A 12,687-nucleotide genomic window follows, 5' to 3' on the forward strand; every position below is an offset into this window, starting at 1 on the left:
TTCAAAGCAGGTTAGTTCATTGCACTACGACGCCGTGAGATCTGCCAAGCAGAAAGGCCGAAAGCAATACTGAGCAGCCCACCAAGGACCAGCAATACGGTGCCGTTGGCCCCGGTATTGGCAAGGAAACCCTCGGCGTTTTCGACGTCCGTTGCTGAGCCGGCTGTTGCCTCATCGTCTAAGGGACCATCACCATCGTGTGCCCCACCGGGGGTGTCGGTGCCGCTAACAGGATCAGCACCATCAGAGGCGTCATCCCCCTTGGTGGTGTCCTCGCCCTCGACGTTTTGCTCGGTATCGTCACTGTCACCGTTCTGGTCATCGCCGTTCTGGTCCCCTTCGGTCGAGTCGGCGGCGGCTTCGGTAACGGTCACAGCACGAGTGGCGGTGGCCTGGTTGCCGGTGGAGTCTTCGACCAGGTAGGTCACCACATAGACACCCGGGGTGGTGGTGTCGAGGTCGGTCATCACCTGCACTGCCGCAGTAAGGTCTCCGTCAGCGTTATCCGTGGCGGAAACACCGGCCATCGGGTCAAACGCATCACCTGCAGCAATGGTCGCGGCCTCTGGCACGGTCAGCTCGGGAGCCACGTCATCGGTGCCAGCGGTGGTTGCGGTGAACACACCCATTTGCTGGGCTTCACCGGTCGGCAGGTCCTCGCCGGATTCGGCATCGCGGCTGACCGCATACCAGGCGTAGGTCTCGCCTTCAGTCAGCCCGGACCATTCAACCGAGGCGGGCCAACCAGACCGTGCGGTGGCTTCTCCAATGACGTCATCGGTCGGGGTTGTGACCATGACCGACTCGGTACTAAAGGACGTTTTGCGGGTCTCGAGCTGGATTGGCAGCCGGGTATCGTCTTCGGTGCCGTTATAGCGCTGCCGATCGTCGTATTCGGTGGCCCCGAAGTTGTCTAGCAGTGGAGAGTAGGTGTCCACGGCCAGCTCGGAGTTGTCGACATCGATTTGCAGCATCCGGAAGAAGCTTGACCCAAAGCGCAGCATGTCATCCGGGTTGCGGTTATCAATACCGGTCAACCCGGGTTCTTCGGCCGAGACTTCATAGAACTGGTAGTCGACCAATAGCTCGACAATGTGGTTGCCTTCGGTGCCGACATCTTGGCGCACCTCAATATCCACCCCGTGCTCGTGACCGGATAACACCAAAAACACGTTGTCGTGTTGCTGCAGCACGCCTTGGTCGACTCGTGAACCGGTCGTGCGAGAAGGCTGCACCGCGACCATCAGGTTCGGTACTTGGACGACGGTGCGCGTGTGTCATGGCCATCGCGTTGCGGTCTGAGTACTCATCCAGCACCTCGGATGCCCAATCGAGTTCTTCCTGGGTGACGTCATACCCTAAGTGGACGGCGATAAAGTCCAGACCGCCTGCGGTGAACAGGTCGTAGTGATTTTCGTTATCGTCTGCCCGCCACGGCGTATAGGATGCTTGGGCTTCTCGCCACCCGGCGTTGTTTTCGAGGGCCTCGTAGCGCTCGGGGCCGAAGTAGTCGTTGTATAGGCTATCGGGGCCGACGTCGTTGCCGGTGCGGTTATCGTGGTTGCCCGGCAGCACCCCGTTGACGATCTCAGCATCATCCAGGATCCGCTGGGCCTCGGAGGCGAATTCGAATTCCTCGATGGCGATCTGGCGGTATTCCTCTTCGTCATCGCGTTCGGATGCGGTGTGCCAGTTTTCCATGATGTCACCGGTGTGGGCGACGTATTCGATCTTGCGCTCGTCGGCGTTGTCGACAATCCAATCCAGGGCGTCGGTGTAGACATCGGCCCAGATGGCCTGTTGCTCTGGCGAGTAGGCATTCTCTGCGGCACCTTCGGAGAGGTACTGGGTGTCGGTCAGATGCGCGATCGCAAAATCATAGTCGTCGGGATCTTCAAATGCATCAGCTGCCTCATTGGGGAGATCATCAGCGAACGGATCCTCACCGGTGACTAACACCGACGCCGTCCCGTCGTTGATGTGGTCGGCTTCCAGTTCACCGGTCAGCACCAGTTCGCCCTCGGTCAGCCCGCGGCCCGACGCAACGGTATCCCAGGCTTCGGTGGCGGTATTCCACACCATGACGTTGACCTGGCGGGACGGATCCACACTGCCGGCCCACCGCACAGCCTGACCGGCGACGGCGGCATCGACTGCAACGTCAAAGCGCTGGAAAGCGATATGACCTTGTCCGGCAGACAAACTTTCACCGGCCCCATCCAGCTCGCCAGCTTCACGGTAGTCAAACTCCAGGGTGGTCGGGGTTTCCTCGACGACGCCCTGGAACCCACCTTCGGCCACATCGGCCTGGCCCGCATAGAACGTGGAGGTGACATCCCCGCCGTCAGGGTTGGTCGCGCGAACTGAGAGCGTCACGGTGCCTTCACCTTGGCCGGTTTCGGTGCCGCCCGTTTCGGGAATCGACCCCGAGGTGAAGGCAATGGTCTGCTGAATTGGCTGGCCGAACACGGTCTTGCCTTCAACGGTCAGGGTGTGTTCGCCCGCGGTCAGTCCGGCCCCAATCATGTCGCCGGGTTCAATGACCTCATCATTGAGCAGATACGTCACACCCTGGGCAACCAGGGAAGGGTTATCCCACTCCACCTGGAATTCTGTGGCGCGGGTTAACTCAGCATTTTCGGCCGGTGTGGTTTCCACGAGCTGGGCCTGCTGCTCGCGAAGCTCGCCAAATGCTTCCACATTGAGTGCAGCGACCTGCTGGGCGTTCAAGGGTTGGCTGTAGATGCGTGCGGAGTCCAATGTGGAGGTCGAGTGGAATTGGCTCCCACTGGGTGAGGAGTCTGCACCCAGGGTCATATTGTGGGCTCCAGCGTTTGGCGGCCACACCATTTGATCCCCGACAGTTTCGACTTCAGCGGCGAGTTCCCCATTCACATAGAGGCGGGCCATCTGGTTGGGACCATCAAAGACCGCCACGGCGTGGTACCACTCATTGGGTTCTATCTCGAGGCCAATGTTCTGGTAGCTACCGGTGTGTAATTCGAAGGTCAGAGTGTCTTCGAACATGGCCACAGCAAACCCACCGGCCTCTTTATTGGCACACATATTGGTTTGGCCCGAGTCCGGGAACTCCCCGTTATAGCGGAACACGCATTCCACAGAAAAAGAGTCCGACATGGCTGCGTACTGCTCCCCCATTGGGTACTGCAGTGCATCATCACCATCGAATGTTGCGGTGTTTCGACCCAGTGCTGGATCCATAGAAATTTCCGGATCGCTATGTTCTGTGACCGGCAGGCCCTTCGAATTGCTGGTCTTCGGTGTGCACGGAAGCGTGCTGACCGGGTTCGTCATTGGGGTCACTATCGGCACCGATCACCACGTTCTGGGCGGTCTCATTCTGTGGGATGGTCATGAGACCACCAGCTTAGGCTTCGGCGGCCAATTCACCGTCGAAATACAGCTGAATGGTCTCACCGTCGTAGACTCCGGCGGCGTGGTACCAGCGGTTGACGTCAATATCCGCCCAGGCAAAGGTGTAGTTACCATCCGTGTGGATCATGAACCCGACACGGTCATCCCGAACCACCATGGCCCAGCCACCGGCTTCTTTGTTTCCACAGAAGGTATCTTCACCCGTTGTCGCCCCGGTGGCCATGAAACCGCATTCGACGGTGAAACCGTCTTGCATCGCCGCATAGTCCTCAGACTCGAGGGCATAAGAATAAGCCGATTCGCCATCGAAGTCGGCAACACCTCGGGCCAGCTGCCCATCAACAGCGATCTGTGGGCTACCAAAGGTTTCCATCGCGCGCCCCTGGGCGGCATCGGCTGCCGTGCCATTTTCAAACGTGACATCCAAACAATCCGCCTCGGGTGCGGATGGCTGAACCTGAGTAGCTTGCACCGTATCGGGGCCTGCGAAGGCGGCCGGTGCAGGCATGCCTAACACCAGACTGGCAGAGAGGGGCAGAACGACGGCTAAGGGAAGTTTGCGAGGGCGCGCTGTATGCCGCTGGGCATCGGTGAAACGGTGTGACTTCATGTGCAATCTTTCTGTAAAGGTAGAGGTCATTGAGCACCAACAACCGGTCACCTAACCACCACAAGAAAACCGTCCACCGACAGGCATTCGAACTCTAAACTTGACCTGAATGAACATTGAGTGAAATACCCGCTCGTCAGCAGTGCGTCGTTAGCGTCTCCGAGCCCTCACCACCCGCAAGGTTTGGTCTGGGCCAAGGATGGCACCATGTGCCCCAGTGAATTTGGTGAAGCCACCTGGGATGAATTCAACATCATTGAGCCCGGTGGTAACTACGGTTGGCCACACTATGAAGGTGCCGGCGGCGACCCGAACTACATTGACCCCGTCCAGCAATGGATATCAGCCCAAGCGCTATCGAAATCCACAACCACACCATCTACATGGTGGCGTTACGTGACCAATGCCTCTGGGAAATCCCACTCGACAGCCTCGACACGTCAACGGATCATCTTGTTAGGGAATTCGGACGACTACGCGATGTCACCACCGTCCCGGACGGATCGCCGTGGATACTGACAAATAACACCGACGGAGTCGGGACGCCGAGTGATCAGGAGGACCTGTTACTTCGAAGCGAAACCCGTTAAGCAGGCACTTTGGCTACGGTTTACGCCGCGATGCACCTATAAATCGCTGACTGATCCCGGCCCAGCCAAGGATTACCCCACCCATAAACCCAACGATGGGAAAATCCTCTAAGTGATCGATGCTGGAATGGATCGCGAGCGCAGTCCACGCCGTCATGGCGATGAACGCGACCGCCCGGTTCCCCCGGGCGGCGAATGCAAGCCCACCAACAAAGAGTAACCCGAGGAGGACGGCCCCAACTGCGCCCAGTTCGGAACCTACTTGCAGTGGCAACGAGTGTACCGCCGCAAGAGTTGTACTACTTGAGGCAAGTTCTGAAGAGGGAGTGAACGACCCGGGTCCGGAGCCGAACAGTGGACTTGTACCCCAAAGACTGAGGGCATCAGACCACAGCGTGTGCCGAGCACTACTCAAGCTATCACTGGATGCCAACCACGAAGGCCACGCCGGGCGACTACCAAGGAACACCACGATGAGGACGGCCCCGATAGCCACAAGAGTCCCTAAGACCACTGTTAGCCACTGTGGTGGTCCAGTTTGGGTCCATACTGCGAGCACGACGACGATCGCCAGCGGTACGGTCAGAGCAATAGCGGCTTGAGCATCGAGGGCCAACAGCACACCCACACAGAGTATGAGTGCCAGTACACTGGCCTGAAGTAATACGTGGTCTTCAGTCAAAGCAGGTCGCGGAGACTCGGATAACGAGTGATCGGGTTGCATCGCTGCTCGGAGATCAAGTGCCCCGAGGCCAACCAGTGCGATGAGTAGCCCACCGACTGCTGCACTGGCGTTAGCATAAATAGGCAGAGAAATAGCGGTCGCGAGCAAGAGCAATATAAAGAGGACTAAAATTTTTCCGCGCAGCCACTCACGACGGATGAAGCCACCAGCAAAGGTTCCCAGAATTAGTGTTGCAGGGGAAACGACGTATGGAGAAGTCAGCCCGAGATCGTACTGCACCATAGAGCCCGCGACGACTACCCACAAATACCACGCTAGGAATGTAGCACTTAGTAGTACTCCCCATAGGCCGATCGTGTGATGAATCGTCTCACGAAAACGCTGCACCTGCGACACTAAACATCAGCTACCCTTCATCAAGTTTCTCCGTGAGTTGCCCTCATATTTTGCCACAGAACCCGGTTGCAATGTCCGGCAGGCTGTCTACTGGTATAACACACACCACACCAGTACCACCCACAGTTGGATAAGCCAGGCGAAGGGGCACGTTCAGGACGATATTTACAAGCAGGTACGCTTCTAACGGCATGAGTTTTTGTTCCTTGCGGGGTGCGCAAACGAGCCGGAGCCTGACACCGACGCCCCTCATCGGCGACCAACTTGGCAAAAACCACAGCCGCCGAGTTCAAAGCACTCGATACGGTGGAAACCGATGTGGGCAAAGCCGTAATCTTGGCCCACATCTCGAAGGACTATGCTCTATTGCCGTCGTAGGTGAGACACTTTTGTTCAGCGAGCGCGCCACTTATCGGATCTTAGAACAGGCACTAACGAGCAGACACGTGAAGTGGGGGTGATCGAACAAGCTTCGACTTCACCTGGTGAGGGTAGGCCGCTGTCCATGAAGGTCAGCTTTACGCCTATTCCACGACCGGGAACGCACAGGACCCTAGCCGATCCCAAGATCTCGCTTCACGGGCAGGGAAGATTCTGCGGATCACTCCCGCGGGCGACCTCCCTGGTGATACTCCGTGCGGAGACTCCCCTTCTATAATTACGGTCAGCCCGAGAGTCTGGCCCGGGCGAAAGATGGCCCCATGCACTCCAGCGAGTTCGGCGAGGCGACCTGGGATGCGCTCAATATCATCGAACCTGGTGGCAACTACGGCTGGCAATCAGTCTAAGGAGCCGGATCGATCCAAACTACATTGACCCGCTGCAACAATGGGCACCAGCTGAGACCAGTCCCAGCGCCATAGAAAGTGACAATAATAGGATTTACAAGGCAGCACTACGAGGTCAACGCCCCTGAGAAAGTCCCTGAGGCAACGTCGACACCTCGACGGACTACCTAAAACAGGCGTTCGGACGCCTTCGCGAAGTCTCTACCGCCCCGGACGATCTGCTGTGGATCCTGACAATTAGCCGACGGTGTTGGGAGCCCAGTGAACAAGAAGACTTACTCCTTCGCGTACGAGCACCACTTGAGATATACATTTCAGTTACATCAAGAAATGAATCGAGTACCTTCACCGCATTGTTGTGTCTATACAGAACCGCCTGCGAGTCTCACCCTGGTTTTTCAGTATGATTCCATCGATAGTCGGAACAGCGCTTTTTGTGCTTGCAGGGCAGCCGAGGTGCCCACAAGTGACGGAAGCTGCCGGCGGACTCAATGTCGCTGCTGCCACAGTCCATGAGCGTGATGAGAAACGGGAACCCCTGCACCTGAGTGAGAAGCTCCGACACAGGCAGGTCTAGAACAATCTAGGTCCAATCTAGCGCGTAGCTATTTGGATCTTTATTCAGGACGGCCCGGGATCGCAAAAAGTATCATCACCCACTCAAGCTCCAAGCACCAGTACACTGAACATGTGCGAATACTTCTTACCGGTGGAGCCGGGTACATAGGTAGTCATACAGCGCTTGTACTCCTGGAGCAAGGCCACGAGGTAGTGATCATCGATGATCTCTCTAATGGCAACCTTGAGGCGCTGAGACGAGTAGAAAGACTTTCGGGAAAATCCATTGAGTTCTTCCACGGGGACCTTACCGAACCGGAGACAGTCCGAAAGTGTTTTGATGGCATTAATGTCGAAGCTGTAATCCATCTAGCTGGACTCAAAGCCGTAGGAGAATCAGTCGACCAGCCTGCCCGCTATTACCGTGTCAACCTTGGGTCAACTCTCACGTTGCTGAATACTATGCAAGAAAGAGGTATCAATAGACTTGTTTTTAGTTCATCTGCGACAGTTTACGGAGAACCACAAACTTCGCTCATTAGTGAGTCCCACCCAGTTGGAGTCGGTATCGCCAATCCGTACGGCTGGTCAAAAGCAATGAATGAGCAAATAATTTCCGATGTAGCTAGATCGTGGCCTCAACTTTCGGTAACGCTCCTTCGCTATTTCAACCCCGTGGGAGCACATCACTCAGGCCAAATAGGCGAAGCTCCTTCCGGAAAACCCAATAATTTAATGCCGTTCATAGCCCAAGTGGCGGCCAGGAGGCGTGAATTCCTGACTGTTTTCGGAAATGATTATGACACGCCTGATGGCACCGGGGTACGCGACTACATCCACGTCATGGATCTAGCAGAAGGCCATCTCGCAGCATTATTGCATCTCAAATCCGGAGTCAAGACTTACAATCTAGGGTCTGGAGAAGGCACCAGCGTCCTGCAAGCCATCGGGGCTTTTGAGAAAGCTTCAGAGCGAGCAATCCCCTATGAAATCTATCCCAGAAGAAGCGGCGATCTCGCCTCGGTCGTTGCCGATCCTCTTCTTGCCAAAACCGAGATTGGTTGGCAAACACGACGGACCTTCGAAGACGCCTGCCGCGATGCCTGGACGTGGCAGTCGCTTAACCCCCACGGCTACGATGTCGCTAAGTGAGGGCACGCAAACATGGTACAAAATTATGGCACTTCCTTATATTGGAAGACAAGCCGGAAGGCATGTTAGTCACGTACTAATTACGTGTTCTCGACCCTCCGCCCAAGTTACATACATCGTGAATTAGAACGCCGAGCTTCCACCGGGTGTGTTTATTTACAGAATAAGATAGTGGTATTGCGCGCACCCTTTTCAGGCACTAAGCCTCAAGTCGGTGGCGGCAAGGGGACATGCGCTGCGCTCTGCAAGTAAGTTGCCGGACAAACGCTCAGCTCTTCTCGTAGAAAAAAGAAGTTTCATTATCACAGGAGTCGTGTGAGATTGGCAGCCTCTACTCTAAGGGCATGCCCACGATAAGACGGGGAATACCCGCCCAAAGAGCGGCATCAGTAATCGCCCGTCCGTCCACAAGCAATCTTACTCCGGGCACCTGTTGCGGAGATATGTGGCTATATTCGTTATGATCGGTATGCACGATCGCCACATCGACGGGAGAACCTTCTTCATAAGGGACTAACCCCAAGCGCCTTATTTCTCTCGAGTCATAGAGTGGGTCGTGTACGAAGACTTCAGTACCTTCATCTTCTAAAGCTCTTACTAGTGGAAATATACCGGAGAAAGTCGTCTCTTTTGTACCCCCTCGATAAGAAGCCCCTAATACCACGGTTCTCATATCCGCCAAAGAGCCCAATAATTCAGTAGTTTGGTTCACAATACGCTGGGGCATCGAAGCATTCAACGCTCGAGCCGTACGTACTATATCTGCGTTTGGGTCGGAAGATAAGTAAAGCCTAGGGTGGTTTGGGATACAAAGACCACCGACCGAAATACCAGGCTTATGAATATGACTGTACGGTTGTGAGTTGCATGCTTCGATTACTCGGTAAACGTCTATTCCGTTAGCAGCGGCATAAATAGCGAACTGATTTGCTAATCCGATGTTGACATCCCGATAAGTGGTCTCAGCAAGCTTAGCCATTTCGGATGTCTCCGGACTACCCAGGTCCCAGACACCGTTGGGAAACTTTAAGTCGGGACGCTCATCAAACCGTAGCGCCGATTCATAAAACTCACGCGCCCTACGAGCGCCTTCATTCGACAAAGCGCCCAATAGTTTTGGGTAGCGACGTAGGTCTTCAAAAATCCGTCCCAAGAACAAACGCTCCGCCGAGTGAACCAGATGAAAATCTAGACCTTCTTCTAAGCCAGAGGCTGATTCGATCAGTGGCTTTAAATGGTCCCGAGTAGTACCAACAGGTAAAGTCGTCTCATAGGAGATGAGAGTACCTTCGCTCAGATACCCGGCCAATGACAGCGTCAGAGTATCTAACTAATCAAACTCTGGCTCGTGACTCATGTCATCAACCAACAAAGGAGTAGCAACAACGATAACTTCTGCCGCAGGAATCGCCTCTGCGAATGAGTTGGTGGCGCGCAGTCGTCCTGCCTCGGTGACATGTGCAAGTTTTTGCTGCAGCTGATCCTCGCCTGGGTAAGGTTCGAGGCCCCGATTCACGAGATCAACCGTTTGCTCATTTCCTTCTAAGCCGATGACATCATACCCGCTGTCTGCAAACTGCACGGCTAATGGAAGGCCGATCTTGTTCAAGGAAACAACCGCAATATGCATACTTTAAATGTACCTGGTCCGCGCCGCTCGATGGCAGCCGCGAGTCGAGCACCCAGCAATACTTGCTGCAGTACAGCTCCGGCAGCCGAAGTCCGTTATGGAGATTGACTACGTTTATGTATTGTTTACAGAGTTAGGTCATAGCATTTGGGAATACTTTGCGATTCGAACGCACTTGATACCGTTTTTGACCCTCATAATCGCACGACAGAATTGGTTCGAGCACCGTCTAATGCCGACTCAACGATTTGAAGGGTCCGCAGTCCCTGCCCTAAGGTGACCGTGTCGCTAGATTTCCCTAGGATTGCGTCGCGGAATGCTTCGTGCTGAGTCCGTAAAGGTTCGGGTTTTGAGAACGCAAAACGAGTGACGTCGCCTTCGCTAACCCCTCGGAACGCGGCGATACGTTCCCACTCAGCCGGTATGGTCCCATTGGCATGGAATGTCAGATCACTTGTCCCCGTGTCTGCTACGAACGTGCCACGCTCACCTGTAACGATGGTGATGCGCTCTTTCAATGGGCTGAGCCAGTTCACCAGGTGGTTGACCACAACACCAGATTCTAAACGTCCGGTAATCGCGATGAGGTCCTCGTGGTTGCGGCCCGATTTATAAGCGATATTTGCAAACAAAGATTCATAGTCCGATTGGGCTACCCATGCCGTGAGATCTATATCGTGTGAAGCAAGATCCTTTCCGACGCCGACATCTGCCACGCGAGATGGAAAAGGTCCCTGCCGTCGAGTCTGGATTTGATAGACGGCGCCGAGTTCGCCTGCTTCTAAGCGACGCCGCAATTGTTGCAACGCGGGGTTAAACCGCTCGATATGACCAACTGCGCCCACAAGCCCGGCACACGTAAAAGCATCAACGATTCGTTGCCCTGCTTCGACTGAGTGAGCAATAGGCTTTTCAATTAGCGTGTGCACCCCAGCGGCTGCAAGCCGAAGTGCCGGTTCTTCATGAAACTGGGTGGGGACCGCGACTACGGCGATATCAATGCCCGCGTCGATGAGCGCATCAACGTCGGGGAAGACCGGTAACCCTTGGGCTACGCCAAATTTGTCGCCACCAACGTCAGCAATCGCTACCAGCTCGATGCCGTCGATCTCGCGAAGTACTCGAGCGTGGTGTCGTCCCATCATGCCAAGGCCCAGCAGACCTGCGCGTAACACCGTCACTATGCACCTGCCTTTGCCACACTATTGACCGCACTGACGACGCGTTCTAAGTCTTGGGTTGACAGCGAAGGGTGCACTGGTAGCGAGACAACTTCCCGTGCGGCTTTTTCCGTTTCCGGCAGCTCAAGTTGTGGTGCATATTGAGCAAGAGATGGGAGTCGATGATTCGGAATGGGGTAATACACTCCGGCTCCCACGTTGTATTCATTTTTCAGTGCGGCCACGAAGCCGTCACGATCATCAGCTACCCGAATCGTGTACTGGTGATACACATGCACTGCGCCCTCAACAACCGTGGGAGTGACAACGTGTTCAAGATTCGCATCAAAAAAGGCGGCATTGTCTTGCCGCATCGCCGTCCAGCTGCCCACCTTGGTGAGCTGGACACGCCCGACTGCCGCATGAATATCAGTCATCCGAGCGTTAAATCCGATGATCTCATTGTCGTATTGTCGCTCCATGCCTTGGTTCCGCAACAACTTCAGTGTGCGGGCAAGCGCATCAGTCGCAACGGTCACCATGCCACCCTCACCACTAGTCATGTTCTTAGTGGGATACAGGCTAAACATTGCAAACTGTCCAAAGGATCCCACGGATTGTCCGTGCAACGATGCACCGTGCGCTTGGGCAGCATCTTCGTATACGTCCACGCCGTGTTCTGTCGCGATATTCGTAAGTTCTCTCATGCGAGCAGGGTGCCCGTATAAGTGAACCGGCATAATACCCTTGGTCTGGGGGGTGATTGCTGCAGCAACCGCTGCCGGGTCCAGGCCAAAGGTCTCTGGCTCGATGTCGACAAATACTGGCGTTGCGCCAGTCAGTGCTACAGAATTCCCTGTCGCAGCAAAGGTAAATGACGGCACGATGACTTCATCGCCCGGCCCTACTCCTGCTGCGAGTAAGCCCAGATGCAACCCAGAGGTGCCTGAGTTGACCGCTATTGAGGTACGTTCTGGCACAAAGTGAGAGGAAAACTCTTGCTCAAATGCAGCGACCTCTTGACCTTGAGCCACCATGCCACTTCGCAATACCGCATCCACTGCGGCTCGCTCGTCGTCTCCGATAATTGGCTTCGCCGGTGGAATGAATCCGCTCAAGCTTTCTCCCTTGTCAATACGCCATGTAATTCTAAGTATTTCGCACCTGTGACGGGACACGCCCAGCGGTCCGGGGGAATCTCGCGTATCAAAGGTACACCAGCTTCGCCGACCCAACCGACCTGTCGCGCGGGGGTTCCTGCAACGACAGCATAGGCGGGCACGTCTTTAATAACCACAGCACCAGCGGCAACGGTGGCCCATGAACCGATGGCGACTGGGGCTACACAGGTGGCACCAGCGCCAATAGATGCGCCTCGTTCAATGGTCACCCCCACCGGCTCCCAATCATCGCCCTGTTTTTGTGTGCCATCTGGATTGATCGCCCGTGGATATGTATCGTTCGTCAGCACGACGGCCGGCCCAATAAATACGCCCTCCGCAAGTTTGGCTGGCTCATAGACAAGCGCGTAGTTCTGTACCTTCGAATTTTCACCGATTATCACGCCCGGACCAATATAGGCCCCTCGACCCACTATGCAATTATCTCCAAGGTACGCGTGTTCTCGAACTTGCGCCAAATGCCATATCGAACTGCCGGACCCAATAACAGCCTCATGGGAGACCTCCGCAGATTCAACAATATTCACGCTTTTTCGACTGA

Annotated in this window: 11 protein-coding genes and 1 pseudogene; 3 read left to right on the forward strand and 9 right to left on the reverse strand. The window is 55.3% G+C overall.

Going from position 1 to position 12,687, the window contains the following annotated elements; all coding sequences use genetic code 11:
* Window positions 1-11: 11 nt before the first annotated feature.
* The 4 genes from J2S62_RS11170 to J2S62_RS11185 are packed head-to-tail and all read right to left on the reverse strand — an operon-like array spanning window position 12 to window position 4,006.
* Window positions 12-1,193 carry an immunoglobulin-like domain-containing protein gene (locus J2S62_RS11170; protein ID WP_310174721.1) on the reverse strand — a complete coding sequence of 394 codons (1,182 nt, stop codon included), beginning with the start codon at window positions 1,191-1,193 and terminating at the stop codon, window positions 12-14.
* Window positions 1,129-3,222, reverse strand: coding sequence for a LamG-like jellyroll fold domain-containing protein (locus J2S62_RS11175; protein WP_310174723.1), 2,094 nt, complete (start codon window positions 3,220-3,222; stop codon window positions 1,129-1,131). Before J2S62_RS11175 ends, J2S62_RS11170 begins: the two co-directional genes overlap by 65 nt.
* A 16-nt stretch (window positions 3,223-3,238) precedes the next feature.
* Window positions 3,239-3,376: a hypothetical protein gene (locus J2S62_RS11180; RefSeq protein ID WP_310174725.1), complete on the reverse strand. Its 138-nt coding sequence runs from the start codon at window positions 3,374-3,376 to the stop codon at window positions 3,239-3,241.
* A gap of 12 nt (window positions 3,377-3,388) precedes the next feature.
* Entirely contained in the window at window positions 3,389-4,006 is a 618-nt protein-coding gene (locus J2S62_RS11185; protein ID WP_310174727.1) for a LamG-like jellyroll fold domain-containing protein, read from the reverse strand.
* A 120-nt stretch (window positions 4,007-4,126) separates the two neighbouring features.
* On the opposite strand from J2S62_RS11185, the gene J2S62_RS11190 reads away from it, so the two are divergent.
* Window positions 4,127-4,525 carry a PQQ-dependent sugar dehydrogenase gene (locus J2S62_RS11190; protein ID WP_310174729.1) on the forward strand — a complete coding sequence of 133 codons (399 nt, stop codon included), beginning with the start codon at window positions 4,127-4,129 and terminating at the stop codon, window positions 4,523-4,525.
* 84 nt (window positions 4,526-4,609) lie between these two features.
* Here J2S62_RS11190 and J2S62_RS11195 read toward each other — a convergent pair whose 3' ends face one another.
* Window positions 4,610-5,563: an O-antigen ligase family protein gene (locus tag J2S62_RS11195; RefSeq protein ID WP_310174731.1), complete on the reverse strand. Its 954-nt coding sequence runs from the start codon at window positions 5,561-5,563 to the stop codon at window positions 4,610-4,612.
* Between the two features lie 749 nt (window positions 5,564-6,312).
* On the opposite strand from J2S62_RS11195, the gene J2S62_RS11200 reads away from it, so the two are divergent.
* Window positions 6,313-6,465, forward strand: a complete 153-nt coding sequence (locus J2S62_RS11200; protein ID WP_310174732.1) for a PQQ-dependent sugar dehydrogenase — start codon at window positions 6,313-6,315, stop codon at window positions 6,463-6,465.
* Window positions 6,466-7,155: 690 nt separating this feature from the next.
* On the forward strand, window positions 7,156-8,175 hold the full coding sequence (galE, locus tag J2S62_RS11205; RefSeq protein WP_310174734.1) for a UDP-glucose 4-epimerase GalE: 1,020 nt from the start codon (window positions 7,156-7,158) through the stop codon (window positions 8,173-8,175).
* 331 nt (window positions 8,176-8,506) lie between these two features.
* On the opposite strand, the pseudogene J2S62_RS11210 reads toward galE, so the two are convergent.
* From J2S62_RS11210 to J2S62_RS11225, 4 genes and pseudogenes are all read right to left on the reverse strand, one after another.
* A pseudogene (locus J2S62_RS11210) lies at window positions 8,507-9,805 on the reverse strand (nucleotide sugar dehydrogenase).
* A gap of 194 nt (window positions 9,806-9,999) precedes the next feature.
* Window positions 10,000-10,986 carry a Gfo/Idh/MocA family oxidoreductase gene (locus J2S62_RS11215; RefSeq protein WP_310174737.1) on the reverse strand — a complete coding sequence of 329 codons (987 nt, stop codon included), beginning with the start codon at window positions 10,984-10,986 and terminating at the stop codon, window positions 10,000-10,002.
* A complete protein-coding gene (locus J2S62_RS11220; RefSeq protein ID WP_310174739.1) occupies window positions 10,986-12,083 on the reverse strand; it encodes a DegT/DnrJ/EryC1/StrS family aminotransferase in 1,098 nt (365 codons plus the stop codon). Before J2S62_RS11220 ends, J2S62_RS11215 begins: the two co-directional genes overlap by 1 nt.
* Window positions 12,080-12,673, reverse strand: coding sequence for an acyltransferase (locus tag J2S62_RS11225; protein ID WP_310174741.1), 594 nt, complete (start codon window positions 12,671-12,673; stop codon window positions 12,080-12,082). Before J2S62_RS11225 ends, J2S62_RS11220 begins: the two co-directional genes overlap by 4 nt.
* Between the last annotated feature and the right edge of the window lie 14 nt (window positions 12,674-12,687).

The organism is Enteractinococcus fodinae (assembly GCF_031458395.1).
Lineage (GTDB): Bacteria > Actinomycetota > Actinomycetes > Actinomycetales > Micrococcaceae > Yaniella > Yaniella fodinae.